The 25,076-nt window shown below is 33.6% G+C and carries 22 protein-coding genes and 2 tRNA genes; 9 read left to right on the top strand and 15 right to left on the bottom strand.

What is annotated here, in order from left to right; all coding sequences use genetic code 11:
• Positions 1 to 7 precede the first annotated feature (7 nt).
• The 4 genes from GJV85_RS02635 to GJV85_RS02620 all read left to right on the top strand — a co-directional run bounded on the left by GJV85_RS02635 (position 8) and on the right by GJV85_RS02620 (position 1,983).
• Positions 8 to 226 (top strand): cold-shock protein, encoded by a 219-nt coding sequence (locus GJV85_RS02635; RefSeq protein WP_207562327.1) that lies wholly within the window; start codon positions 8 to 10, stop codon positions 224 to 226.
• Between the two features lie 63 nt (positions 227 to 289).
• Positions 290 to 366, top strand: a tRNA-Met gene (locus GJV85_RS02630).
• A 219-nt stretch (positions 367 to 585) separates the two neighbouring features.
• On the top strand, positions 586 to 1,548 hold the full coding sequence (locus GJV85_RS02625; protein WP_207562326.1) for a D-alanine--D-alanine ligase family protein: 963 nt from the start codon (positions 586 to 588) through the stop codon (positions 1,546 to 1,548).
• 96 nt (positions 1,549 to 1,644) lie between these two features.
• Positions 1,645 to 1,983, top strand: a complete 339-nt coding sequence (locus GJV85_RS02620) for a hypothetical protein (protein ID WP_207562325.1) — start codon at positions 1,645 to 1,647, stop codon at positions 1,981 to 1,983.
• Positions 1,984 to 2,051: 68 nt separating this feature from the next.
• On the opposite strand, the gene GJV85_RS02615 is transcribed toward GJV85_RS02620, so the two are convergent.
• The 10 genes from GJV85_RS02615 to purD form a co-directional block, all read right to left on the bottom strand.
• Entirely contained in the window at positions 2,052 to 2,519 is a 468-nt protein-coding gene (locus tag GJV85_RS02615; RefSeq protein WP_207562324.1) for a hypothetical protein, read from the bottom strand.
• 96 nt (positions 2,520 to 2,615) lie between these two features.
• Positions 2,616 to 3,068 (bottom strand): MOSC domain-containing protein, encoded by a 453-nt coding sequence (locus tag GJV85_RS02610; protein WP_207562323.1) that lies wholly within the window; start codon positions 3,066 to 3,068, stop codon positions 2,616 to 2,618.
• A gap of 97 nt (positions 3,069 to 3,165) precedes the next feature.
• Complete coding sequence (locus GJV85_RS02605; RefSeq protein WP_207562322.1) at positions 3,166 to 3,813, bottom strand: hypothetical protein; 648 nt, start codon at positions 3,811 to 3,813, stop codon at positions 3,166 to 3,168.
• An 86-nt stretch (positions 3,814 to 3,899) separates the two neighbouring features.
• Positions 3,900 to 3,983, bottom strand: a tRNA-Leu gene (locus GJV85_RS02600).
• Between the two features lie 75 nt (positions 3,984 to 4,058).
• The gene (locus GJV85_RS02595) at positions 4,059 to 4,373 is read right to left on the bottom strand and encodes a F0F1 ATP synthase subunit C (protein WP_207562321.1); all 315 of its coding nucleotides are present in this window, start codon (positions 4,371 to 4,373) and stop codon (positions 4,059 to 4,061) included.
• 162 nt (positions 4,374 to 4,535) lie between these two features.
• Positions 4,536 to 6,716, bottom strand: coding sequence for a polyribonucleotide nucleotidyltransferase (locus GJV85_RS02590; RefSeq protein ID WP_207562320.1), 2,181 nt, complete (start codon positions 6,714 to 6,716; stop codon positions 4,536 to 4,538).
• Complete coding sequence (locus tag GJV85_RS02585; RefSeq protein WP_207562319.1) at positions 6,713 to 7,369, bottom strand: phosphoribosyltransferase; 657 nt, start codon at positions 7,367 to 7,369, stop codon at positions 6,713 to 6,715. The genes GJV85_RS02590 and GJV85_RS02585 overlap by 4 nt, the downstream gene beginning before the upstream one ends.
• A 14-nt stretch (positions 7,370 to 7,383) precedes the next feature.
• The gene (locus GJV85_RS02580) at positions 7,384 to 9,546 is read right to left on the bottom strand and encodes an LPS-assembly protein LptD (RefSeq protein ID WP_207562318.1); all 2,163 of its coding nucleotides are present in this window, start codon (positions 9,544 to 9,546) and stop codon (positions 7,384 to 7,386) included.
• Positions 9,539 to 9,988 (bottom strand): RDD family protein, encoded by a 450-nt coding sequence (locus GJV85_RS02575; protein ID WP_207562317.1) that lies wholly within the window; start codon positions 9,986 to 9,988, stop codon positions 9,539 to 9,541. Before GJV85_RS02575 ends, GJV85_RS02580 begins: the two co-directional genes overlap by 8 nt.
• An 11-nt stretch (positions 9,989 to 9,999) precedes the next feature.
• A complete protein-coding gene (gene purD / locus GJV85_RS02570; RefSeq protein WP_207562316.1) occupies positions 10,000 to 11,265 on the bottom strand; it encodes a phosphoribosylamine--glycine ligase in 1,266 nt (421 codons plus the stop codon).
• Positions 11,266 to 11,632: 367 nt separating this feature from the next.
• Here purD and GJV85_RS02565 point away from each other — a divergent pair, with 367 nt between their 5' ends.
• Positions 11,633 to 12,451, top strand: coding sequence for an HDOD domain-containing protein (locus GJV85_RS02565; protein ID WP_207562315.1), 819 nt, complete (start codon positions 11,633 to 11,635; stop codon positions 12,449 to 12,451).
• A gap of 7 nt (positions 12,452 to 12,458) precedes the next feature.
• On the opposite strand, the gene GJV85_RS02560 is transcribed toward GJV85_RS02565, so the two are convergent.
• The 5 genes from GJV85_RS02560 to GJV85_RS02540 form a co-directional block, all read right to left on the bottom strand.
• Complete coding sequence (locus GJV85_RS02560; RefSeq protein WP_207562314.1) at positions 12,459 to 15,107, bottom strand: ATP-binding protein; 2,649 nt, start codon at positions 15,105 to 15,107, stop codon at positions 12,459 to 12,461.
• A 31-nt stretch (positions 15,108 to 15,138) separates the two neighbouring features.
• A complete protein-coding gene (locus GJV85_RS02555; RefSeq protein ID WP_207562313.1) occupies positions 15,139 to 15,768 on the bottom strand; it encodes a uroporphyrinogen-III synthase in 630 nt (209 codons plus the stop codon).
• A 22-nt stretch (positions 15,769 to 15,790) separates the two neighbouring features.
• Positions 15,791 to 17,329, bottom strand: a complete 1,539-nt coding sequence (gene guaA / locus GJV85_RS02550; RefSeq protein ID WP_207562312.1) for a glutamine-hydrolyzing GMP synthase — start codon at positions 17,327 to 17,329, stop codon at positions 15,791 to 15,793.
• A 121-nt stretch (positions 17,330 to 17,450) separates the two neighbouring features.
• The gene (gene nhaD, locus GJV85_RS02545; RefSeq protein ID WP_207562311.1) at positions 17,451 to 18,791 is read right to left on the bottom strand and encodes a sodium:proton antiporter NhaD; all 1,341 of its coding nucleotides are present in this window, start codon (positions 18,789 to 18,791) and stop codon (positions 17,451 to 17,453) included.
• Positions 18,791 to 20,239, bottom strand: coding sequence for an L-aspartate oxidase (locus tag GJV85_RS02540; RefSeq protein WP_207562310.1), 1,449 nt, complete (start codon positions 20,237 to 20,239; stop codon positions 18,791 to 18,793). Before GJV85_RS02540 ends, nhaD begins: the two co-directional genes overlap by 1 nt.
• A 152-nt stretch (positions 20,240 to 20,391) precedes the next feature.
• On the opposite strand from GJV85_RS02540, the gene GJV85_RS02535 reads away from it, so the two are divergent.
• The 4 genes from GJV85_RS02535 to GJV85_RS02520 all read left to right on the top strand — a co-directional run bounded on the left by GJV85_RS02535 (position 20,392) and on the right by GJV85_RS02520 (position 25,074).
• Positions 20,392 to 20,835 (top strand): hypothetical protein, encoded by a 444-nt coding sequence (locus GJV85_RS02535; RefSeq protein WP_207562309.1) that lies wholly within the window; start codon positions 20,392 to 20,394, stop codon positions 20,833 to 20,835.
• Positions 20,822 to 22,627 carry an excinuclease ABC subunit UvrC gene (uvrC, locus tag GJV85_RS02530; protein WP_430739169.1) on the top strand — a complete coding sequence of 602 codons (1,806 nt, stop codon included), beginning with the start codon at positions 20,822 to 20,824 and terminating at the stop codon, positions 22,625 to 22,627. The genes GJV85_RS02535 and uvrC overlap by 14 nt, the downstream gene beginning before the upstream one ends.
• Before the next feature lie 69 nt (positions 22,628 to 22,696).
• Positions 22,697 to 23,110 carry a PAS domain-containing protein gene (locus GJV85_RS02525; RefSeq protein ID WP_207562308.1) on the top strand — a complete coding sequence of 138 codons (414 nt, stop codon included), beginning with the start codon at positions 22,697 to 22,699 and terminating at the stop codon, positions 23,108 to 23,110.
• 14 nt (positions 23,111 to 23,124) lie between these two features.
• Entirely contained in the window at positions 23,125 to 25,074 is a 1,950-nt protein-coding gene (locus GJV85_RS02520) for an Hpt domain-containing protein (protein WP_207562307.1), read from the top strand.
• The last annotated feature ends 2 nt before the right edge of the window (positions 25,075 to 25,076 follow it).

Below are 25,076 nucleotides of genomic sequence, written 5' to 3'. Positions count from 1 at the left end.
ATTTAAAATGGCAACATTATTAAATGGAACAGTTAAATGGTTCAACTCTGAAAAAGGTTTCGGTTTTATCGAACAAGAAGATGGCGGGAAAGATGTATTTGTACATTTTCGTCAAGTAAATAGTAATGGACAAAGTCGTGTATCTCTTGACGAAGGTCAAAGAGTAACATACGAAGTTGGTGAAGGCGAAAAAGGCCCACAAGCAGAAAACGTTACTGGTTTATAGTATCGTCTCAAGTAGCTTAGGCTGCTTGAACTTTTTAATTTAGATTTTTTACTACCCAAATGTCGCGGAATAGAGCAGTTCGGTAGCTCGTCGGGCTCATAACCCGAAGGTCACAGGTTCAAATCCTGTTTCCGCAACCAATTATAAAATACCTCCTAACAACTCCCCATAATTATGCTATACTGTAGGCAATTTCATTATACTTGATCTGTATATGACTTCGTTTTTATAATTATTTAAAAACACCATAGCCACACTAAAAGCCTAGATCTAGCAAAATTTAATGTAAACATATTTTTTTCGGGCTTTTTCATGTACTTTTACTTACTAACAGTACATTTATTGAAGGATATCTACTATTGAATATAGAAATAATTACAATGCAAAACACCTGCTCAAATGAGAGTGCTTTAGCAAAAGAAAAATCTTACACTAATGTATTAGAAGCAGTTAAAAAAGCAGGTTATGATGTAGCGTTAAGCATATGTAATACACAAACAGACCTAACCGATATAGTAAAAAGAAAACCAGACTTACTAATCCTAGATATCCAAAGTTTAATAACAGAAGACGGTTCAACTGTTTTACTATCAGATTTTTTTACAGATAATAATATTAATTTTTCTGGTTCTTCTAAAGAAGCATTACTATTTGGCTCCAATAAGGCTCTTGCAAAGTCCTACTTGGAAGATAAAGGTATTCGTACACCTAGATACTTTACAGCAGTTCCTGGTGAATATAAACGCGATTATGACATACCAATCAACTATCCTCTTTTTTTACAGCCTCTATCTTCTGCAACTATACCTCATAAAGAGATCTTGCCTTTTGTAAATAATTTCAATGAATTTGAGACTAGAGTTTGTGATCTTTATGCCCTATCTAAAACTCCTACTTTGGTTGAAGAGTATTTGGATGGACGCGATTTTAAAGTTTCTATCATTAAAGCAGAAGATGAGAATATGCTAGTTTCATCAATTGAGATAATAACGCTTAAATCAGAAAAAAACATGATGAATATTAATAAAGAGATAAAAACAGATATTAAAAGTAAAACTATTCCCATAGAAGACAAATTCATTAAAAACAAGGTTGAAAATCTTGCCATAGATGCATATATAGACCTTGACATTAGAGACTATGGAGAGATAAATATAAAAATGAATACGAATGGTCAGTGTTTTTTCATGCAAGTAAACCTAAGCCCTGAAATAACCAATACAACTAGTAGTTTTCTTCAAGTTTTTACAGATGAGCATAAACTAAGCTATGAAAATCTAGTGAAGATAATTGTTGATGAAGGCTTAAGCAGAGTTAGTTAAATTTCAATTAGATTAAAGAGAATCTTACTCTAACTAGCAAAGGGTTAAGAAAGTCTTTTATCGCTAATATGTCACAATAATTTTCAAAGGAAAACAATGGAACAAATAAACGCTCTACTGCAAAAGTATGATAACTTTATAGGTGCTCAACTTCGCTCAATTCAACCACTTTCTGACACTTCAAAACTTCTGACTATAGTAATACAAGATGATGACGGAGAAGACCTTGAAAGTGTAAAGATAGAATTTAATAATATAAATGATTCAAGAATTCTTGAAAATGGCGTACTTTCATTTCTTGATATGATGAGTGGTATCAGCATAATAAAAGAACATGATCTTTATGGTTTTGCTGTAGGAAACGCAACTACTATGCTTTACGTACTTAACGCGCCATTATACATAGTCGCTTCGGATGTAAAAATCCAAGATTAATAAAAGTGCTTTTATAGTGTTAGTTTCCGATGACAACTCATCACTCTAACACTTAATCCTATCAACTCTTACTTTGTAGGAAAGGGAACTTCTTCTAAAGATAAATCATTAAGTTTACTGACTATCCATTGATACTCTTTGGAGTTTTCTGCAAGATATAAAAAAATGCCTTCTCCATCTTCATCATTGCTAATAAGTATTCCCTCATTATTATTCTCTTGCCAAGATACTAAAGAATCATACTCTACATACTCTTTTTGTAGTACATAACTTTGTAAGGTTATCTCTTTTTCTAGAGAATAAAAAAGAAATCTTTTAGAAGCGACTTCATCTATCTTAACTGTAGTAGATGAATGTAAGTGATATATTTTATACTCAAAGCTTTTCATGAAATCAGACAAAAATTCATTACTCCAAGTTAGTATTTGTTTCATGCACTTTTTTGTTGCAGGGTCTGTATTATCCCTGTCTAAATATGATGTATTATAGTCTTTACAGATATTACTATAATCTATTCCAATACCTATTTTTTTCATGTTTAGTACTCTCTTTTAAAGAGCATGCCTTCTTTAAAACATTATTTTAAGACATGCAATAGTAGTTTATTTAAATTGTTATTTTTATACTTAAACTTAAGATGCTTCTTCTATTATCTTTACTTCGTCACCGACTTGGATACCGCCATAATCAATAGGAGTAATAAACAGACCACGGTTTCCATGAAGGAGTTCAGGTAATTCAGGTGCGAATGCATATAGATAGCGATAATCTAAACATGGCCCCGTTACTTTAAACAGTACTTCTCCTATCTCAATGATTGATCCAGTTTTTAAATGATAAAGGTCAATATCAACATATATATCTTCCATTAGAACACCTTTTTCAAGAACAAGTTCAGCCTCTTCTATGATGTCATAACTCTTTTTTGAAATCAAAACCAATGGCTTATCGTCACCATTATCATAATCTCTACTACCTACAATACCATTTTCATCACAGTCAAAGTCTTCGACTCGCATACGGTGACCAGCACGCATCATATCAGGCATTGTCATATATAATGTTAATACTTTTCCACTTGTCATTTATTGTCCTTTGTTGTATCACTAATTTTTTGGGATAATAGCATAATTAACCTATATCTTTTTTACTCTTTTAAATTAGATAGATAAAATAATAATCCTAAGAGAAATAACGAGGAAACATATCCTTTGCTAAATCTTCTATGTCATCTTCTTCATAATTTACACTTAGGTCTATTTCATTATCTACTACTGTATCTATAAAACTTATATTTTCTATATTTATACTGTCGTTTACACCTATGCAATTACTTGCTTTATACACTTTATGACAGCTAATGCAATTATGTGCGTCTATAGAGTCAGTTGAGTTAATACAATTCGTACACTCTTTTAAAGTTTGAAGCTTTTGAATTGCATCAGGAACTGTACAAAACTCATGAGAGTCGATACTTACAACTATTTTATTATTGTTGGAATCTCTTACAAGCACTATAGTTGTAATATCCGCTTGAGCCTTATATATTCTTTCTAGTTGCTCTTTCATACTACTATCTTTCATCACTGCAGTTAGGTACTCTTCTATTTTATCAACATCACCACTTGCAATAAACTTATTAATATCAAAACCTTCATGGCCTTTTGGCGGTGTATATCGTCCACTATTTAGAAAATCTGGATCAGGTAAGTATGTATAAAACTCTTTATCACTCTTTTGAAACGCTACTGTATCCACAAAATATTCTATTAAATTTTCATTTTCATCTTTGTATGTATTCTCTTTTAACTCTTCTGTCATTGTTTGCATACTTTATCCTTAGTAATATTCTTAAGTTAAACTATTTTTGATTATATTTGATTTTGTTTTGAAAACCCTTAAGTTGGGCATAAAGATGGTGCGATCGGAGGGATTTGAACCCTCACACCGTTAGGCACGAGCCCCTCAAGCCCGCGTGTCTACCGTTCCACCACGATCGCATTTTTTTAAAAAGAAAAAAGCTTTAACTACAAAGAGTTAAAGCTTTTAAGAGGGTATCTAGATTAGTCTAAAGACTATCCTAAATATGGATTAGCGTAAAGTGCTATAAGAGCAATTACTAGTGCATAAATAACTTGTGCTTCAATCATTGCAAGAGCGATGAACATTGTAGTCATAAGCTTAGCGCCTAAACCTGGGTTACGTGCAGTACCAGCGATAGTCGCAGCAGCAGTATGACCCATACCGATAGCACCACCAAGAGCAGCAAGACCAAGACCAAGACCAGCAGCGATCATTGAGTAAGCTTTAAGAGTTTGGTTAGCAACCTCTCCGTCAGATGCCATTGCAGCAGTTGCAAGAGCTAGCATTAAAAATAGAACTTTTTTCATAAGTTTCTCCATATAATATTATTACAAAGTCGTTCGGATAGCGTAACCTCATCGTTAAATGAAGCAACCCATACATAAATGCAAGGATTTCCCTACTAAAAATTGATGTGGGATTATACCGCTTCACTACTAAATATAAGTTTAAATTAAAAAAGGAGCTACTTATGCGCGTCCAAGGGAAATTTTATTCCCTTTAAACTCTAATATTTCAACAGAAATTTTATCGCCTTCACTCACTACGTCAGAGACTTTTTCAACTCTTTGATCAGAAATTTTAGAAATATGGAGCAAACCATCCGTTCCATCTGGCAGTTCAATAAACGCACCAAAGTCAACTATGCGTTTAACCGTCCCTTCGTACTTATCGCCTACTTCATATTTTATTTTTGATACCTTAGGAGTGTTTACTATGTTTTCAATATGTCCGCGTGCGCCTGCAACGCCAGATTTATTTTTACCAGTGATTTTAACTTTTCCATCTTTTTTATCAATATCAATGGCAACTTCAAACTTCTCAATCATTTCACGAATTGTTTTTCCAGCCTGACCAATTATTTCACCAATAAAACTAGGGTCTATATGAAAGAGATCGACACTTGGTAAAACACCGTCATTAAATTCTATATTTTCCTCAGCTTCAATCATAATATCTATAATATGACTTCTTCCCTCTTTTGCTTGGTAGAGTGCCTCTTTTAAAACATTTAATGATATTCCACCGAGTTTGATATCCATCTGCATTGCAGTTATGCCATCTTTTGATCCAGTTACTTTGAAGTCCATATCGCCATCATGATCTTCTAATCCCATAATGTCTGAGAGGATGGCATAGTTGTCACCTTCACTCACCATACCCATCGCAATACCCGCCACTACGTCACTTGTTTCAATATCAGCAGCTTTAAGTGCCATATATCCACCACATACGGTAGCCATAGATGAAGAACCATTTGACTCTAATATTTCAGACACTAAACGCACGGTTTGACCATCAAGATTTGTTACAGGTTCAAGTGCACGTTTAGCTAAATTGCCATGCCCAAGTTCACGTCTCTTTGTTCCCATGACTGGAGACGCTTCACCAACAGAGAAACCTGGAAAGTTATAGTGAACCATAAAATTCTCATTTTGAGTCCCATCATCCGTTAAACTCTCGAACATCTGTGCATCCTTAGGTCCACCCATAGTTAGGACTACTAAAGCCTGTGTTTGCCCACGAGTAAAAAGACATGAAGAGTGTGCTTTTGGTAAAACATTTGTATCAATGCTAATTGGTCTTACCTCTGTAAGAGCGCGACCATCCGCACGAACTTTATCATTAAGTATTTGTGAACGCACTTGCTCTTTTTTTACTTTTTCAATTGCATCTTTTAGTTCTAACTCTTTTTCAATAGTGTTCCACTCTTGCTTTAGATTAATAATACTTTTTCTTAATGATCTAAGTGCGGTTGAGCGTTCAGATTTTGCCATTTGTTGCATAGCATTTGTAATATCTGAATGATGATTCTCTTTAACATAAGAAACCATCTCTTCATTTATTGCATGTGCTTTTAAGTCAAGTGCTTGTGTAGCTTTTTGAAATGGTTTAAAAGCTTCTTCATATTTTGTATTGGACTCAAAAAGGACATCTTGAGTCTTCTCAAGTACTTCTATAAGCTCACTCTCATTCATAGCATTTGAGATGTGTGAACTCATCATAACAGGGCTCATTGTTGGATCAATCATAGGATCAATTACCATATCTTGAACATCTATCTTCTCTCCGCCTATAGTTCTCATCTCTATCATCAAAAGATCGTCTTTTGTTCCAGATAAGTATAAATCAAGCGTTGATAATTTTAGCTCGCTGAGAGTAGGATTTAACACTAATTCTCCATCAATTTTAGCTGCGCGTACTGCACTTACCGATGTGTTTATCTCTATATCTGACGTATAAAGTGCTGCTGAAGCCGCATTGAGTGCTAAAAGCTGTAAGTCTGACTCGCTATCTGCACTAAATACCATAATTGTTATCTGCGTAGGATGTCCAAACCCTTTAGGGAAAAGTGGGCGAAGAGAACGGTCAACTATACGGGATGTAAGAGTTTCAAAATCACTAGGCTTAGTTTCGCGTTTAAAAAATCCACCTGGAATCTTACCCGCTGCATATGTTTTTTCTATATACTGTACAGTCAAAGGGAGAAAATCATCTTTAACTACTTCTGTCTCATCTATTACTACCGTAGCTAAAATTACACTATCACCTGATTTAACCCAAGCCGAACCATTTGCTTGTTTTGCTACATCTCCAAAAGAGTAAGACTCTTCTTTATTTTTTAATTCTAAATTGACATCATATTTCATTTGTTTTCCTCTAATAATTTTAATATTTCACTATCGTCTATCATCTCTAAATTTTCATAATATAAATCTGTTTCAACATAATCATCTACATTATAAAGAAAGTATATATCATCTACGAACGGCTCTAACACTTCTAAAACATCACTTGGCAGTATAGGAACGGCTATATAAACTGCTTTAGGTTTTTGATTAAGTATAGTCTTTAGCGCTGTCATAAACTTACTCCCCGTTTCGCTCCCCTCATCAATTAAAAGAACAACTTCATTATACATAGATGGGAATGGGTGACCTTTTCTATACTTATAGATATTACCTAAAATATTCTCTTCATGTTTACGGTGCGCCTCGCCATATATGTAGTCATACTGTATTTCAAAAGCTTTTACAAGTGCTTCATTAATGACTATCTCTTCCGTTTCACTTACTCGTGCTACTTCACATTCACTATTATTAGGTGCCATTATCGGCGCGCTAAAGAGAATTTCTAAAGAGTTATTCAATTTTTTTCGTATAGCGGCCCCTAACGCCAATCCACCCTTAGAGACTGCTACTATCTTCCAAGACTCTTCTTTTAATTTTGCAAGAGGAACAACATCAAGTAGTTTCTTACCTGCGTCTTCTCTGTCTATAAGTATATTTTTATATCTTTTCATATTACTATCTCTACCTAATCTTTATTTGGAAGTTGATATGTCAAAAATGAAGATCCATCTGACTGCATCAATGGTTTAAGTACTATTGTGAGGTAGATATATTTATCATAAATAGATGATTCCCCACTCGCTATTAGAATAGGTCTGTTGTTTTCACTATATTTTATTCCAAAGTCCCAACATCTTTTTTTATACATAAACCCTGCTTCAATACTTTTTGTATCTCGCGTTTGAAGATCATAATTATACCGACCACTAAATGAGTAATGATTGTTATAAGTATAGCTCAGCGAAGATGTTAAATAACTTGTATGCCTATTATTAATCAAAGATGTATCATTGAATGTATCTTTGTAAAGATGAGAAAATGCCGTATCAAGACCATATTTTTTAAATGCTATTTGATTAAATACTTTTGAGAAAAGTCCTTTTTCATAATTAAAAAACATATTATTATAGTATGAAAAAGAGCTTGAAAACTTATAGTCGAGTTCATTCTCTAGCTCTCCAAACTGATCTTTATTATTTAAAAAAGAGATTTTTTGGGCCATTCTATGATACAAAACTTGCTCAGCAGATTGATTGTAAACATATTGTGTAAAATCAATAAGCGTTTCATCCTGAACATCGGAAATATTATAAAATTCACACTCAGGAGCCTCTTTATTTAACTGGTCTGCACAAAAAACTGAAGTATCAGAGTAGTAACCATTTTTAGATTCAGTGCCAGATTTATTATAAGAGAGCCCAAAACCTACTACATGAGAATACTCCTCATACTTTCGCGTTAGTTGTGAAGAGGCTGAAAGTGTGTGATAATTTCTAAGTAAGTAACCATCTCTATATAGAAAATTTGTTACGGCACTATCTTCTGTCCCTGAAAACCTTGAGTATTGCATATAAGCGTTTGCTTTATATGAGAGATCTAAATACTCATCAAACAGAGTAGTTCTTAACACAATTGGAAGACTTATATCAGTTTGTATAACCTTTTTATTTACTAGCCTCTCAATATTGTTTGTTTGCACATCAAGTGAATATAATAGATGATCTTTTAAAAATGTATCTAAATAGCGGTGATACTGAATTGTAGGTAATTTCTGCAATGTAGCATCATTACTAGTAAGGGTAAGATCCTGGTAGTATTTAAAATAAGAACCTATGTAGTTCTTATCACTATTATAAAACATATTTGCTCTAGAGAGTAGTTGTGTAGCAGTTGAGTTATTAAAAGTGTCATTAGATGCAAGATTGATATAATCAACATCATTCATGCTATGAGCATCAACATATAAACCTGTTTGACCTTCTAAACTCAACCCAAACCACTGATTAATAAAATCATTATTATCATAATTAAATTTAAACCCATAATGAGAATTATTTTTAAGATTACTACTCTCAAAGTATTCACCTGACTCTTTAAAGTAACCTGCTTCAAACTCTCCATGTGAGTACTTAGAATCTACAAATCTAAAAGTTTGATATATACCCTGCCCACGTTGTGATCTTAACTGTGGTTTTATCTCTAAGTCCCACCAGCTTTGTTCAGCAATATAGAGAGGTTGTTCATAAAAAAAACCCTCCTCACCTGAGTAACCAAGTGATGGCATCAGCAAGCCACTTCTGCGTTTAGTATCTAAAGAGTAACCAAAATAGGGTGTATAAAGAACAGGAATATCATATATATAGAGTCTCGCATTATATATATTCATCCACTTTGACTCAGAATCATAATCTGAAGAAGAAAATTCTAGTTTCCAGAGAGGATTGACTGGATCACAGCCACTAATTGAGCCAGAGTTTATTTCTATATTATCGGCTGTACTTTTACCTTCTCCTGCACTAATCCAAACTTTTGATTTAATTTCAGACATATAAAATGGCTCAAAGAATTTTTCTTTTTTTTCAATATTTAACTTTGCATACTTCCCTAGTAGTTTATACTCTCCACCTTGATTAAGTCTTATCTTATCAAAAAGTTCTAAGTCACCACTTTCTCTATTATACTTTGCTCTATTTGCAACTAAAAAATAATCTTTATATACAACAGTCACACCACCAGTTGCTTCAATATAATTATCATACGACTCTATAGTAGCCGCATATATTTCTACTTTATCGCTTGCATTTATTCTTAACGCGACAAGAATAAAAATGACGAGGATTTTAAGCATTTACAACCAAAGTTTTTGCTGTTTTGTCGTGCCAAGTTTGGCGTGATGGATCCATCATTCCCCACAAAAAACCTAAGTAGAAAAACATCTCACTAATCACTCTAAATATTGCACGATTAAGTGAAGAGAGGACATTAGGGTTTTGTAGAGTTTTCACTTCAATAACCCTAATCTTCATAGCAAGCTTACCAAGCGATGCACCATATTGCATAATAAAAAAAGCTTGATAGATTATTTTTATAGCCATATACTCTAAAACAAAACTATTTGTTAAAGAGATCACCTCTTCCATGGTCTGTGCACTGGTAAATGAATCCCAAAGTGCAAATATTAATAAAAATGAAAGAAGTATCTCATCAATAAAAAATGCAAGTGATCGTTTTCTTATTGGAGCTAACGTAATATCTTCTCTGTGAAGTATAGTCTCTATCTCATCATTCAATATGTACTTCTCTACAGTGCTTGATATGCTATATCAGTACGTATCTTTTTACCAACAAAGTGTACTTGACCACATCTAAGATATGCTCTATCCCTAGCTTCTTTTATACTATCACCTAGGCCTACACAAACAAGTACTCTTCCTCCATCAGCATAGAGAACACCATCCTCTTTGCTAACACCAGCATATGAGATGTGTGTAAATTTATTTATCTCTTCGTGATGCACTTTATCAACAATAATTTCAGCAGGAGTAGAACTTGAATATGGGTAATTTTCGCTTGCCATAACAACTCCGACAGCATACTGAGAAGAAAACTCAACTTTAATCTCAGCTAAGCGATTTGTTGCAGCTTTATAAAACATACTACTTACACTTGATGTCATCAGCGGCATAAGAATTTCACACTCTGGATCTCCAAAACGAACGTTAAACTCCAGAGTAATAGGTTCACCATTAACAACCATAATACCGATAAACAGTACGCCCTCAAAAGGACTACCCTCTTTTTGCATACCATCTAATGTTGGGCGAATGATTCTATCTTTTACTTTTTGATAAAGCTCCTCATCAACTAGCGGTGTTGGAGCATAAGCACCCATCCCTCCAGTGTTTGGTCCCTCATCATTATTTAAAAGGCGTTTATGATCCTGTGCAGCTGGAAGAAGTATATAATCCTTACCATCACACACTGCAAACATTGAAAGCTCATACCCATCTAGAAACTCTTCGACAATTACCTTAAGTCCAGCATCTCCAAAACTCTTTCCGCTTAACATCTCTGAAATTGCAACTTTTGCTTCATCATGATTTTGTGCGATTATCACACCCTTGCCACCACAAAGACCATCTGCTTTTACAACTATTGGAGCAGTTAATGTATCTGCAAATTTAAAAGCATCTTCAATGGAAGCCGTTTCGATATAACGAGCTGTTGGAATACTGTATTTTGCTAAAAAGTTTTTCATATAAACTTTTGATCCCTCAAGCTGAGCAGCCTCTTTACTCGGACCAAATATCGTTAAGTTTTCTTTTTTGAAAATATCGACTACACCATCAACTAGTGGTGCTTCTGGCCCAACTATTGTTAACTCGATTTCATTCTCTTTTGCAAATGAAGCTAATTCGTAATAATCTTTAATACTTAAGTTTGTCCCTAAATCACTTGTAGCACCATTTCCTGGTTGAAAAAAGAGTTCATGCTCTTCATCTTCATTCAAAATTGCACGAGCGATTGAGTACTCTCTACCACCACTACCTAAGATTAAAATTTTCATTTACACTCCATATTATTTTTAAAATATTTAACTAAAACATTAACAATCTCTTAGATAAAGACTCTGGATAGATGAATAAGATGACCCAAATAGCCGTCTCGCAATTGGCTCGGTTCTAAAAGCCGTATTTGGGAGAAGAGAGGATTCTCTAACGGTGACATTTTCTCGCTAGAATTAACTGAGCTCAAACGAAAACACCAACACACAAAAAACCTACTAGTTCTCAAAATGTATATGTAGAACCCTCATATGTGCGATGTGTCGAACTACCCAGATCATCTATTAAAATTATACAAGAATCTTACTTGATTTAATTTTAGCTTTATTCGTATATAATACAAAATCAAATTATCCAAGGTTTCTTTATATGTCATATATCCCATTAATAGCTAGAATAGACTCTCTCCCGCCCCTGCCAGAGTCTGTTGTTAAAATTGAAACTCTTTTTGCTAAGGGGGATCCAGATATTGAAGATATTGTAAAGGTTATTGAGAAGGACCCCTCACTTACTGCAAATATACTCTCACAGGTTAATGCTCCCTATTATGGTTTTTCAAAGAGTATTATTTCTATCTTGCAGGCCGTTACACTTTTTGGATCAAGCAAGATACGTTCTATTGTACTTGCTTCAAGTATAAAACGAACATTTGATGTAGATTTGTCTCCTTATAATATTTCAACGGCTGAGTTTGCAAAAATAAGTGCAATGCAGAGTGAATTGATTTTTCAGTGGTATATGAGTATAGATATAGATTTAGCGAGAAATCTAACACCTATAGCATTTTTGATGGAAACTGGAAAAATATTAATATCTAAAGAGATTATTGAGACGAATAAAGTAGAAGAGTTTTTATCAGATATCTTAAAGTATAAAAATATATCTTATGTTGAGACTATTCATACTATGATGACAACTGCTCAGATAAATGCTTTAATTTTTGAACATTTAAATCTTAATGACACCTTCTATGAATGTATGAAATACTTAGATAATGAGGTAGAAATACCATCGCATATGAAAGAGATGGTCACAGCACTTCAAGTTGTACGTTTAGCTATAAATATGGAAGAGCAGTTAAGTGAAGAGTCCATAAACAGTGCTCTAGTACTCGTAAAAAAACACTCTTTAAATATAGACTCATTTAAAAGAGCTGTTAAGAGAATTCAACATAAATATTTTGATTAAATAAGCTTTAAGATTTAGTTAAATAAGTATCTATATCTTTAAGTAATTTTTCTAAAACCCCACTATAAAACTCTATAAAATCTTTCCAGTTGCTACGTGAACCTTTTTCAAACTCATACTCCATCGTAGCAGCACTTTCGCATAAGTTATACGCCCCGATATTAAGAGCTACGTCTTTAATATCCATAGCCATTCGCCTTGCTTGTTTAAAGTTATCATCTTCACATAGGCTCTTAAGTTTATCACTAGAGTTTGCATACATACTTTTAAAATCATTCAGTATGGATTTATAAAAGTCAACATCATTATTACACCTACCAAGGCCTATCATAACTGAGAGTTCTTCTAACTCACCTAACTCTTTTTTTAGAGCATTAGTACTTTGATTTATCTCTTTACGGACTACAGCAGGATGACTTAGGGTATCTATTATTTTTTTGTAAAAAATATCTACAATGATTGGTTTTGCAATGTGCCCTTGCATTCCCGACTCATATGCTTTTGTGATAGATTCATCCATTACATCTGCTGTTAATGCTAAGATTGGAAGAGAGTTATATTTGATACTTTTACGTATCTCTCTAGTTGCTTCATATCCATTGAGAAGTGGCATATTAATATCCATAAGAACTATGTCAAAATCAATATCTTTTCTTATTAAGTCTACAGCTTCTTGCCCATTTCTTACAAAAATAATCTCTATCCCTGTTTTAGCTAATAGTCCAGAGATAACCTTATGGTTTAGCTCATTGTCTTCAGCAACAAGCATCTTTTTTCCCACTAGCTTTTTAAATTTATCATTTGATTCAATTTTACGAGATCTTTGGTCAAGTTTCTTTACGACATAGAGGTCAATCATAAGATTTAAGATACTGTTTTGTGTACATGGCATATTTAAATATGCATCTACTTTTAAGTCTTGTACTAGGTTGTTAATATTATTGTTTATCCCACTTAATCCATTAAGAGTTACTACTTTCATACCTTTATCTATATTTTGCATTGTCTGTATTTTCTCTATTGCTACTTTAGTCAATCTCTCTTGATTAATGATAACAATGTCAAAATGTACATCTTTTTCTAATACAGCCTCCTCAAAAGAAGATATTGAAGTAGTTCTATAGTTAAAATAGCCTAATGATTTTATTATAGGAATAACATTTTTATTGGATGGATCAACTATTAATACTTTTTTGTTAAGCATTTTTGATGATGGCAATCGATATTGGCGTTGATTCTGAGAGTCTTTGAGTTTAAACTGTATATTAAATGTAAAAGTTGTCCCTATACCTTTTTTACTTTGAACTTTTATCTCTCCATGCATCATCTCTATAAGTTGTTTTGATATAGAAAGTCCTAATCCAGTTCCCCCAAACTCTCTTGATGTTGAGTCATCTGCTTGAAAGTAAGATGTAAAAACTTTATTTAACTCCTCATCGCTCATCCCTATTCCTGTGTCGGAGATAGAAAATTCTAATCGCAAATTCTCAGAATACTCAGATATCTTCTTCACCTCTAATGCTATCTCACCATCATGTGTGAACTTGACTGAGTTACCAAGAAGATTTATCAGAACTTGACCTAAACGTAAAGAGTCCCCAATGACTCTCGATGGAACATCATGTGCGATATCTAATGAAATATTTGTATTATTTTTCTGTGCACCTATTGTGTTTACACTGATTACATAATTAAGTATATCATTAATATTAAACTCGGATTTCTCAATTTTTAATTCGCCTGCTTCTATTTTTGAGACATCTAAAATATCATTAAGTAGGTTTAAAAGATGTTCTGATGAGCTTTCAATCTTTGTAATATAATCTTTTTGTACCTTTGTTAACCCTGTCTCCAAAACCAAGTGAGTTAAGCCCATAATTGCAGTCACAGGACTTCTCAGTTCATGACTTACATGTGCCATTATTTTATCTTTTTTACTTATCTCTTGATTAACTTGATTAAATTTCTCAACATTTATCATATCTTGATTTACATATGATTCAAGATCTTTTTTTTGTTTTACCAACACCCTTACAATCAGTAAAAGTATTATAAACAATGCAAAAGAGAGAATTTGAAATAGAAGGGAGTTATCTCCTTGAGGCTTATCAATTTCATTATATTTTTCAACTTTATCTACTGTGGTAGATGTACTATTTTGACTAAGAACTTCATCTTCTTTTTCATCTGTATGAATATACTCTTCATCTTCGCTATCATCTACATTTTCTTTAATTTCTATAGGTTTTTTTTCTATCTTTTGTGTTTTATAGTTGGGAACAACAGGAGTGACAGGTTCGCTAAACTCTTCTAACTCTTGCATATCCTCAGGTAAAGATTTTAATTTACTAACATATATACCTTCATACTCGGTACGTAAGATATCAAGTACTTTTTGTAGAACAGGTCTCTGAGTAAAGGGCTCAACAAGGGTAATATAATACTTACCTGATCTTCTCGTTTTAAATTCAAAATAGTTCTCAGCTTGCAAATCAACTAATGTATTATTATTCAAAACAAATTCATTGATTTTTGCTAAAGAGTCTTCGGCATGTTTTTGAGTTGGAAATGAACCTATTCTAATACTACGTATATACGAAGCATTTAAAATAGTTGAAAAGAGGGTAAATAGTATAAATAATGATATATATTTCATCAATAACCTTAAAAAAATTGGTATTACTATATCAATGCAGTAGTTCCATGCAACTCTTTATAGTTGTTTCTTGGGATATTTTATATTCTATATGCTTTGGTATAGCTTTAGCACTGCTTCTTCCAATCACTATCACATCGTTTGTTTTAGAAATCTTATGATATTTTAAAAAGCATTTTATGCTTGATGGTGATGTAAATATTAAAGTATCATTTTGTGATACACAAACATTTTTTATATCTTGAGAACACTCACTCTCATAAACTATAACTTCATCAATATTATATCCATCACTCAAGCACTCTTTAGTAAAGTCAGATGCTACCACCTTGGCTCTTAAGTAGAGCCATTTTATATCTTTAGGGTGACTCTTTATTATAGATGAAAGGTTATCCCCATAGCCACTACCTAAGCTTAAAACTTTTCCACCTAGTTCTTCAAAGCTTTTTGCACTTTGGGTTGAAATACAGAGTGCTTTTTTTTCTATATATTCTGCTCTTTCATATTGAGAGAGTGCATTAGAGACTTGCTTGGACGTGATAATTAAATAATCATATTTTGAAAAGTCGATCTCTGGTTTTAGAAGTTTTATATCAAGAGAGTTTATGCTAATGGCATCTGCATGTGAAGAGGTAGAAAAAAGGTAAACTTTTTTTTGCATGAATAGATAGGAGTTTTACGTCCTATTCCCACTCTATTGTTGCAGGTGGCTTAGAGGAGATGTCATAAACAACTCTATTTATTCCATCTACTTCATTAATAATACGACGAGAGATTCTCTCAAGTAGATCATGTGGAAGGTGTGCGAATGTAGCAGTCATTCCATCAACCGCTTCAACAACTCTTACACATACTGTGTTATCATACGTACGATTATCACCCATAACGCCAACTGATTTTACATTCAGTAAAACTGCAAATGCTTGCCATGTTTTAGCATAGTACCCACTAGCTTTTAACTCATCGAGTAAAATTACGTCAGCCTCACGTAAAATAGTCAAATCAGGAACATTAACATCACCCATTATTCTAATGGCAAGGCCAGGACCAGGAAATGGATGACGATTAATCATAGACTCTGGTAACCCAAGTTCTAATCCAATTTTACGTACCTCATCTTTAAATAATTCGCGAAGTGGTTCTATAAGTTCGAAATCCATCCAGTCAGGTAATCCCCCAACATTGTGGTGAGACTTGATTACTTCAGATGGGCCATTTACAGAGATAGACTCAATGACATCAGGATACAGAGTACCTTGTGCTAAAAACTTAATACCATCATGTTTTTTAGCCTCTTTTTCAAATTCTTCTATGAATGTGTGCCCTATTATCTTACGTTTTTGTTCAGGATCAGATATACCTTCTAGTTTACCAAGAAAGTTATCTACTGCATCAACAGTAATCAGTGGTGTTTTTAAATTTATCTTGAATACTTCTTCAACTTGTTCACGTTCACCTTTTCTGAGCAATCCGTTATCTACGAACACTGGAATAAGTTGATCGCCAATAGCTTCATAAAGCATAGCCGCAACAACTGAACTATCAACCCCACCACTTAGTCCACAAAGTACTTTACCAGTTCCCACTTTTTCACGAATTATTTTGATTTGCTCTTTTAAGAAGTGTTCCATTTTCCATTTTTCTGTAACGCCACAAATATTTTTTGCAAAGTTGCGAAGCATGAGGTAACCCTCTTCTGAGTGCTGAACTTCCGGATGAAACTGCATAGCATAAACACGTTTTTCTTCATTAGCGATTGCTGCATATGGAGAATTATCTGAAGTTGCTATTGGTGCGAAACCCTCTGGAAGAACATCTACTTTATCAGAGTGACTCATCCAAACGATTCTCCCATCATCACAATCAGCTAAAAGTGGAGAAGCAGTTTCTAATTTTAATTCTGCTTTTCCATACTCATGATGAGAAGAGCGAATCACAGAACCACCAAAATCTACGGCAATTCTTTGCATACCGTAACAAATACCAAGAACGGGTATACCCATAGAGTATACACCTTGATCAACCTCATAAGCATCTGCGTTATAAACAGAAGAGGGGCCACCACTTAAAATAATACCTTTAGGATTTTTAACCTTAATATCTTCTACTGAAGTATGATATGGAAGAATTTCACAATAAATTTTATCTTCACGAAGACGACGAGCTATAAGTTGTGTGTATTGAGAACCGAAATCTAGAACAATAATGCTTACATTTGTCATGTTGATGCCTTTAATAGTAATGAGGTAATTAATTATGAAAGGATACCAAAAACAAGATTAATTTTTGATTTACGAGAAGGGTGTCGCATTTATATAATTAAACGCGACATTAAAGAGTTTTTTAGTAAAGACCTAAAACTTCAAATTGAACATACCATACAGCAATAGAAGCAATATAGCCAACTAAAATTGTCCATGAATGTTTCATATGTGCACCAAATGTATAGATACCGTGAAGTCTACCCATTACACCTACACCTGCAGCTGAACCAAAAGAGATTAAACTACCACCAATACCTGCTGTTAGTGTTACAAGTAGCCATTGGTCAAGTCCCATACTAGGAGACGATTTTAAAATTGCACTCATAACTGGAACATTATCAACTATAGCAGAAAGAAAACCTACACCTATATTTGATACAGTTGGACCAAATGATTCATATAAATTGTGAATATAGTGTAAGAATCCTAAAAAGTGTAGTGCCCCAACAGCTGATAATATACCAAAGAAGAAAAGGAGTGTATCATTTTCAACTTTTTGCATATTTACATAAATATTAAAGCTATTTCTTCCTGTTTTCGTAAGCTGAACTGAGTAGAGCTTAAGTATAGCCATACCAAACATCATACCCCACATTGCAGGGAAATGGAAAAACTGGTGACCTAAAACAGCCATTGCTATTGTAGCCACACCAAGATATGCAACCACCATTCCACCATCACAAACTACTGGTTTCTCTTCAGTTGAAGCATCAAAAGGTGGCTGTCCACTTGGAATAGACATACTAAGTAAAAATGCAGTAATAACCCATCCAACTACAGAAGCAGGAAAAAGGTATAAGAAGTCAACAAACTCACCCTTTCCAGCAGTCCATGCCATTAGTGTTGTAATGTCACCAAATGGAGACCATGCACCACCAGCATTTGCAGCAACAACAATGTTTATAGCACCAGGAACTAAGAATGCAAGATTTTTCTTATCAATCGTAAAAAGTACAGTAGAGAGGATAAGTGCCGTAGTTAAGTTATCTGCAACTGGTGAGATAAAAAATGCTAAAAGACCTGTAAGCCAGAAAAGCTTTTTATATGTGTACCCTTTTGAAACAAGCTTATACTTCATCAAGTCAAATACACCACGTTCTATCAGTGTTTCAATGAAAGTCATTGCAACAAGTAAGAAGAAAAATATCTCCGCAATTTCTAAGATAAGAAGCTCTAACTCATCATGAAGAGCATCAGGATTCATACCATTTATGGCATGATAAATACCAATAAGCATAAACATAAATGTACCAGCAAAAAGAGCAGGTTTTGCTTTGTTTACCTCGTATTTATCCTCTGTCGCAATAAAATAATAAGCTATTATAAAAACAGCTAAACTTAACCAACCCACCCATTCTGTTGCTAGACTTACATGTGTAACTGCTTGAGCTACACCTTCAACTACTGAACCATGTTCCATTATATCTCCTCTTGTATTGTATGAACGCCAATTGATTTATCACGTGAGAGTGCCCCTAAAACTATCTCTCTCGCTGTCAATAAACGAAATTTAAGTAGTGTACCAATATTTTCATTTAAAAGTGCATTAATTTGTTCCAATGCATCATTTAATCCTGATTTTGTTCTTATTATGGAAACATTCTCCCACATAATTTTTCGTAGTTGATTTTTCTTAGCCTTATCATCTTTTAGACTCATAACTTCATCCGTTACGTCAAACTCTACTAGTTCTTTGTCTTCATCCCTGCTCAATATATCTTCAACGGCTCTTTTAGCAAATACCAAGCCTTCAAGTAAAGAGTTTGATGCAAGTCTATTTGCTCCATGCACTCTGGTAGAAGCAACTTCACCTATTGCATAAAGGTTTTTTACACTTGGAACTCTCGCATTTAAATCGCTTCGGATACCCCCAATTGCATAATGAAATGCCGGAGATATTGGAACTCTTTGGGAAGGCACTTTAAAACCTAAGCCTCTTAAATTTTCACATATATTTGGAAATCTATGAGCAAAATACTCATCACTAAACTTATCAAACGCCAAATAAACCTGCATGCCAGTCTTCTTCTTATAAAGGTAGATAGCTTTACTTACAATATCTCGAGACGCCAACTCCCCACGTTCATCATAATCAAACAAAAATCTTCTACCATTTTCATCTTCTATAGTCGCGCCTTCTCCACGCAGTGCTTCTGTTAAAAGCATTTTTTGAGCATTGTCACTTTTTACAAATACAGTTGGATGAAACTGTAACATCTCCATTCTATCAAGCTCTATGCCTTTTACAACGCAAAGTCCTTGAATGTCAGCACTAATACATGGTGCGTTTGTGTGATACTCATAAAGTGACCCTAGTCCTCCACTCGCAATGATAATATCCTTGGCATAGATATTTCTACTCTCTCTGTGATCTAAGACTGTAACGCCATGACAAACGCCATCTTTTATGAGTAGATCAACTACTCTAGCGTCACCAAGCATAGCGTGAGGATTTCTCTCAAGTAAAAAATAGTGAATATATCTTCCTGTCGCATCACCTCCAGCATGAAGTATTCTCTCACATGAGTGTGCCGCTTCTTTGGTATAAAGCAACTCCCCATCTTCACTTTTATCAAACTCAAAACCAAGGTGGATGAGATTTTCTATCTCCAAAAGAGAATTTTTACTCAAAATATCAACAGCTTCACTATCGCATAGTCCTGAACCAGCCTCTAATGTATCTTTTATATGTGATGGGATATCCGCTTCATCTCTAGCCAAAGCTACGCCGCCTTGCGCGTAAAAGGTATTACACTTAAACGTTTCGCGTTTATTTATTATTAAAACTTTTTTATTCTTTGGTAGCTTCATAGCAGCGTATAAACCCGCAATGCCCGCTCCAATTATAATTACGTCGTATCTAAACATTAATCACACTTCTCACTAGTTAAATTTTCGTCACTTTTTTTTATTGTAAAACTTATATTTTCATTATTTTCATATATTTTATCTTCATAATAGGGAGAAGCTTTATAGCCACAAGCACTAATACTTAATAAAAAGATTGTTATAATAAGCAGATGAAAAATGCTGCTCAAATTATTAATTCCATTCAAGATAAACCTCAATTTACAAAACTCGCTAAATTCAAATGCATTAAAAAAATCCAATCAATCTTTGTACCCGCTCTTCAAAAAATGATAAAATTCGCATATATAAAGAATGATACACTATTTTTTGTTTTAAATCACCCGGGTGCTAAGCAAGAGTTCGATAATAATATACAAAATATTAAAAGTGCTTTAAATTTTCACACACCAGACGAATGTAAAGAAACTCCTATAAAAGAGATTAAAGCATTTGTAACACACACTCCAGATATAAAATTAGATATTGAGCCAAAAGAGTTACAATTATATAGTGAAAGAGCAAGTGGTGATATTGAAGTAAACATAAAAGATGAAAAACTAAGAGCTCTAGCAAAAAGTATACAAGAGATAATCAAAAGGCATCACAATTCTTGAACAAACTATAAAACAACTTCCATCATCCCCTGGTATTTATCAATATTTTGACAAAAACAGTCGTCTACTCTATATTGGTAAGGCAAAGAATCTTTCAAATCGCGTGAAGAGTTATTGGCAATTTACGCCTACCCTTTGTGCTAATTCGAATCTATCTCTGAGAATAAAAAAGATGATAGAACAGACTGTTTCTATGAACTATATAGTTGTTAACTCTGAACATGATGCGCTCATACTAGAAAACTCACTCATTAAGCAGTTAAATCCAAAATACAATATTTTACTCCGTGATGATAAAACCTATCCATACATATATTTAGATAAATCTCAAAAGTACCCGCGTTTCGATATAACACGAAAAATCATTAATTCAAAAGACATACTCTATTATGGCCCCTACTCTATTGGAGCTAGAGATATTTTAGACTCTGTATATGAACTCACAAAACTTGTACAAAAAAAAGGGTGCCTGAAATCAAAAAAACTATGTTTATACCATCAAATAGATAAGTGCCTTGGTCCCTGCGAGCTTCCAGTTACAAAAGAGAGGTACCAAGAAGAGATAGATAAAGCCACCTCATATATAAAAAATAAAAAGACATTAATACATAAACTCCAAGAAAAGATGGAGTTTTATGCAGATGAGATGCGTTTTGAAGAGGCAGCAGAGCTGCGTGATAGAGTACAAAAGATAAGTAGGTCAGAAATTACTAGCGATATTGACTTTGCCACTAATGAAGATTATGATATTTTTGCGGTAAGAAACACCTCTTCTAAAGCAGTGGTTGTGAGAATATTTATGCGTTCAGGTAAAATCATATCCTCCTCTCATGATTATATTAATATTAATGAAGGTTTTGATGAAAATGAGCTTCTATTTAGAGCTCTACTAGATTTCTACAAGGATATAAAACCCCCAATCATAGCTCCCATACTCATCTCTAAAGATTTAGAAGAACTTAACCTACTGCAAGAGCATCTAAGTAGGATTTTTGAACGTAAAGCATCTATATCGAGGCCCTTAAGAGGAAAAAGAAAAGATCTTATAGAGCTGGCTATACTAAATGCCGATGAACTTTTAAACAGAGATAAAAATGTAAACAACACAAAAATCCTCCATGAGATTCAAGAGTTATGTAGTCTAGAGAAACTTCCAAGTCGTGTTGAAGTCTTTGACAACTCACATATGTCAGGAGTTGCAACTGTAGGGGCTATGATAGTGTATGAAAACTCCAAGTTTGACAAAAAGTCTTATAGGACTTATCACTTAGAAGCCAAAGATGAGTATGCACAGATGAGAGAAACACTCACAAAGCGAGTCAATAGTTTTACTAAGAGTTCTCCTCCAGATTTATGGATTCTCGATGGTGGGGCTACCCTTTTAAAGCTAGCTATTGAAATACTAAACTCATCTTCTGTCTTTATAGATGTTATAGCCATTTCAAAAGAAAAAGTTGATGCAAAAGCTCATCGAGCAAAAGGCAAAGCAAACGACATCATTTATACAAAAGATGACCTTTTTAGATTAAAAAATAGCGATAAAAGACTACAATGGGTTCAAAATTTACGAGATGAAGCACATAGGTCGGCTATAACCTTTCATAAAAAAACAAAATTAAAACTTGACCAAGAGAGCAAGCTTCTTAATATGTATGGCATATCAGAGGCAAAAGTCAAAAAGCTCCTGCAACACTTTGGAACATTCAACGAGCTTAAAAACCTAAGTATTGAGGAAATAAGTACTGTTTTAAATGTAAAAGATGCAAAAACTATAAAAGAATATTATAAATAAGTTTTTTTTTCACTTGATTATGTTATATTTATGAGGATTCTAGTTTTTACTTAACACAAGGTATTTTTAATGAATAAAGTAACACCGGTTAATAAAGAGCATATTTTTGAAGCTAATGTCATCATTAGTCAAACAGATGCTAAAGGTATTATTACATATGCAAACAAGGCATTTTGTGAAGTATCAGGATATAAGGTAGATGAATTAGTGGGAACTTCTCATAATATTGTCAGACACCCAGATATGCCAAAAGTTCTGTTTTCAAGAATGTGGGAAACAATCAAAGGTGGTCAAGTTTGGAATGGCCTTATCAAAAACCTTCGAAAAGATGGGCTTTACTATTGGGTTGACACAGAAATACTTCCTATAAAAAATTCTGATGAAGAGATTACAGGTTATATAGCTGCAAGAAAAATTGCCTCAAGAAAAGATATTAATGAGAATAAAGAAGCATACAGTAAAATGCTCGATACTCAAGAGTAAAGGGGTAAAGATATATGTTAATTTATAATTACCAAAAAGAGTTTTTAGGAATTGATGAAAGAGATTTAAGACTACTCGGTTTTAATAATCTTGCACAACTAAAAACTGAAGTTTCAGATTTTGCAGACCTGTTTGTAAAAACACCAGGATATATACATAATTTTAAACATGTACATTGGATAGACTTTATTACATGTGCTGAATCAAACGAAGAATCAAAAGTTATCATTAATGTTAACTCAAAAAACTACAGATCTACTATTACAATTACAACTGCTTACCTAGTTGATAGTCCATCACAAAAAGCATTTTTAATAAACCTAAATAATATTCATGAGTTGAGCCTAGATGATAGTAAAAGAATATCAGGCGATATAGTTGAGCGACCGCAGATCCACAACGAAAGCCCAAAAGAGATTTTCAACACACCTGAATTTGAAGACTATGCACAGCCACAAGTAAAATCTTCATCCCTAACATCAGACCCATATGAAATACCACTTGATGTTGACATGGGTTCTGATATGGACATACAGGATGATATTTCATTAGTACCAGAAGAAGTGAAACCTACTCGTATCCAAGAGGCTCCGCAAAGTGCTAAGAGTTCAGATGAAGCACAAATGATGGATATAAATGACCTTAGTCTAGATGTTGCTATGGATGATTTTCCTGAACTTGAAGAAGAAAAGCCAGAGGTAGTTGCACCAAAACAACCAAAAACAAGAGTTGAAGTCTCTTCTGAAACTTATGATAATGGCTACATTTATGATCCACATGTAGCATCAAATGAACTTGGTCTTCCTATTGACCTTATTGAAGAGTTTATAGAAGACTTTATAGCACAGGCTAAAGAGTTTAAAGAGGCTCTATATAACTCACTCAGAGAATCTGATTTAGATAATGTAAAAATACTCTCACACAAATTAAAAGGTGTTGCTGCGAACTTGAGAATTGAAGATGCTTTTGAAGTTCTTGCAATCATCAATACCAACGCAAATGTTACTGTTATAAAAGAAAACCTAGACACCCTATATAAAATTATTGCAAAATTGGCCGGTGAAAGTATCGAAGTACAGCATGTAATAGAAACCGATGATGAGCCCCATATTGATGAGCCAGAAGAAGAAATCAATATAGATACCGATGAACTTACGATTGATTTCAAGGATGAAGAAGAGACTATTGATATAGTAGATTCTAAAGAACCCGAAGAAGAGATTAAAATAGATGCAGATGAACTCACTATTGACTTTAAAGATGAAGAGGATCTATTTGAAAAAGAGACTATTGATATAGTAGACTCTAAAGAATCCCAAGAAGAGATTAAAATAGATACAGATGAACTCACTATTGATTTTAAAGATGAAGAAGATCTATTAGAAAATGAGACTATTGATATTGTTGATTCAGAAGTACCCCAAAAAATAGATGTTGCTGAACTAGCAGATGATGTATACAGTGATGATACTCCAGTAGAGATTGAAGCTGAAGACAATCTATTCACAGATGAAATAGTATCTGTAGAAGAGAATGAGTTATTGGTTGAAGAAGATGATAATGGAGTAGAGATAATTTTAACTGACGACTCAGAACTTCATACTGATGAAGATCTAATAGAAATAGAAGAAGAGTCTCCAGAAGAAGCAATAGCTGTTGATTATAAAAAAGAGAGTATCGCAAATGAAATAGGCTTAGATTTAGATAGTTTTAATGAACTATTAGAAGATTATTTTAATGAAGCTAAAGAGATGTTGCAAGCAATGCAAAGAGATCTAGAAAACTCAGAGATAAAAGCAATAAAACAACAAGCACTAAAATTAAAAGGGATGAGCGACAATATGAGAATGACTTCTTTTACAACAGAGCTTGAGACTCTTATCCACTCATCAGATGAAAAAGAGATATCCAATGCTATTAGCAAAATTGATGCAACCATTGCATACATGAAAAAAGGAGCTTAAAG

The sequence above is a fragment of the Sulfurimonas aquatica genome, assembly GCF_017357825.1.
GTDB lineage: Bacteria > Campylobacterota > Campylobacteria > Campylobacterales > Sulfurimonadaceae > Sulfurimonas > Sulfurimonas aquatica.
Note: the sequence above shows the minus strand (reverse complement) of the source record. Positions and strands in the feature narration are given on the sequence as shown.

What these genes read in the sequence shown, in the direction of transcription:
- guaA (WP_207562312.1), bottom strand. Translation starts at nt 17,329, where the DNA reads ATGACAAATGTAAGCATTATTGTTCTAGATTTCGGTTCTCAATACACA.
- GJV85_RS02635 (WP_207562327.1), top strand. Translation starts at nt 8, where the DNA reads ATGGCAACATTATTAAATGGAACAGTTAAATGGTTCAACTCTGAAAAA.
- GJV85_RS02555 (WP_207562313.1), bottom strand. Translation starts at nt 15,768, where the DNA reads ATGCAAAAAAAAGTTTACCTTTTTTCTACCTCTTCACATGCAGATGCC.
- GJV85_RS02595 (WP_207562321.1), bottom strand. Translation starts at nt 4,373, where the DNA reads ATGAAAAAAGTTCTATTTTTAATGCTAGCTCTTGCAACTGCTGCAATG.
- GJV85_RS02585 (WP_207562319.1), bottom strand. Translation starts at nt 7,369, where the DNA reads ATGAAAAGATATAAAAATATACTTATAGACAGAGAAGACGCAGGTAAG.
- GJV85_RS02560 (WP_207562314.1), bottom strand. Translation starts at nt 15,107, where the DNA reads ATGAAATATATATCATTATTTATACTATTTACCCTCTTTTCAACTATT.
- GJV85_RS02615 (WP_207562324.1), bottom strand. Translation starts at nt 2,519, where the DNA reads ATGAAAAAAATAGGTATTGGAATAGATTATAGTAATATCTGTAAAGAC.
- GJV85_RS02605 (WP_207562322.1), bottom strand. Translation starts at nt 3,813, where the DNA reads ATGCAAACAATGACAGAAGAGTTAAAAGAGAATACATACAAAGATGAA.
- GJV85_RS02580 (WP_207562318.1), bottom strand. Translation starts at nt 9,546, where the DNA reads ATGCTTAAAATCCTCGTCATTTTTATTCTTGTCGCGTTAAGAATAAAT.
- GJV85_RS02620 (WP_207562325.1), top strand. Translation starts at nt 1,645, where the DNA reads ATGGAACAAATAAACGCTCTACTGCAAAAGTATGATAACTTTATAGGT.
- purD (WP_207562316.1), bottom strand. Translation starts at nt 11,265, where the DNA reads ATGAAAATTTTAATCTTAGGTAGTGGTGGTAGAGAGTACTCAATCGCT.
- GJV85_RS02540 (WP_207562310.1), bottom strand. Translation starts at nt 20,239, where the DNA reads ATGTTTAGATACGACGTAATTATAATTGGAGCGGGCATTGCGGGTTTA.
- GJV85_RS02520 (WP_207562307.1), top strand. Translation starts at nt 23,125, where the DNA reads ATGTTAATTTATAATTACCAAAAAGAGTTTTTAGGAATTGATGAAAGA.
- GJV85_RS02525 (WP_207562308.1), top strand. Translation starts at nt 22,697, where the DNA reads ATGAATAAAGTAACACCGGTTAATAAAGAGCATATTTTTGAAGCTAAT.
- nhaD (WP_207562311.1), bottom strand. Translation starts at nt 18,791, where the DNA reads ATGGAACATGGTTCAGTAGTTGAAGGTGTAGCTCAAGCAGTTACACAT.
- GJV85_RS02565 (WP_207562315.1), top strand. Translation starts at nt 11,633, where the DNA reads ATGTCATATATCCCATTAATAGCTAGAATAGACTCTCTCCCGCCCCTG.
- GJV85_RS02590 (WP_207562320.1), bottom strand. Translation starts at nt 6,716, where the DNA reads ATGAAATATGATGTCAATTTAGAATTAAAAAATAAAGAAGAGTCTTAC.
- GJV85_RS02535 (WP_207562309.1), top strand. Translation starts at nt 20,392, where the DNA reads ATGAAAAATGCTGCTCAAATTATTAATTCCATTCAAGATAAACCTCAA.
- GJV85_RS02610 (WP_207562323.1), bottom strand. Translation starts at nt 3,068, where the DNA reads ATGACAAGTGGAAAAGTATTAACATTATATATGACAATGCCTGATATG.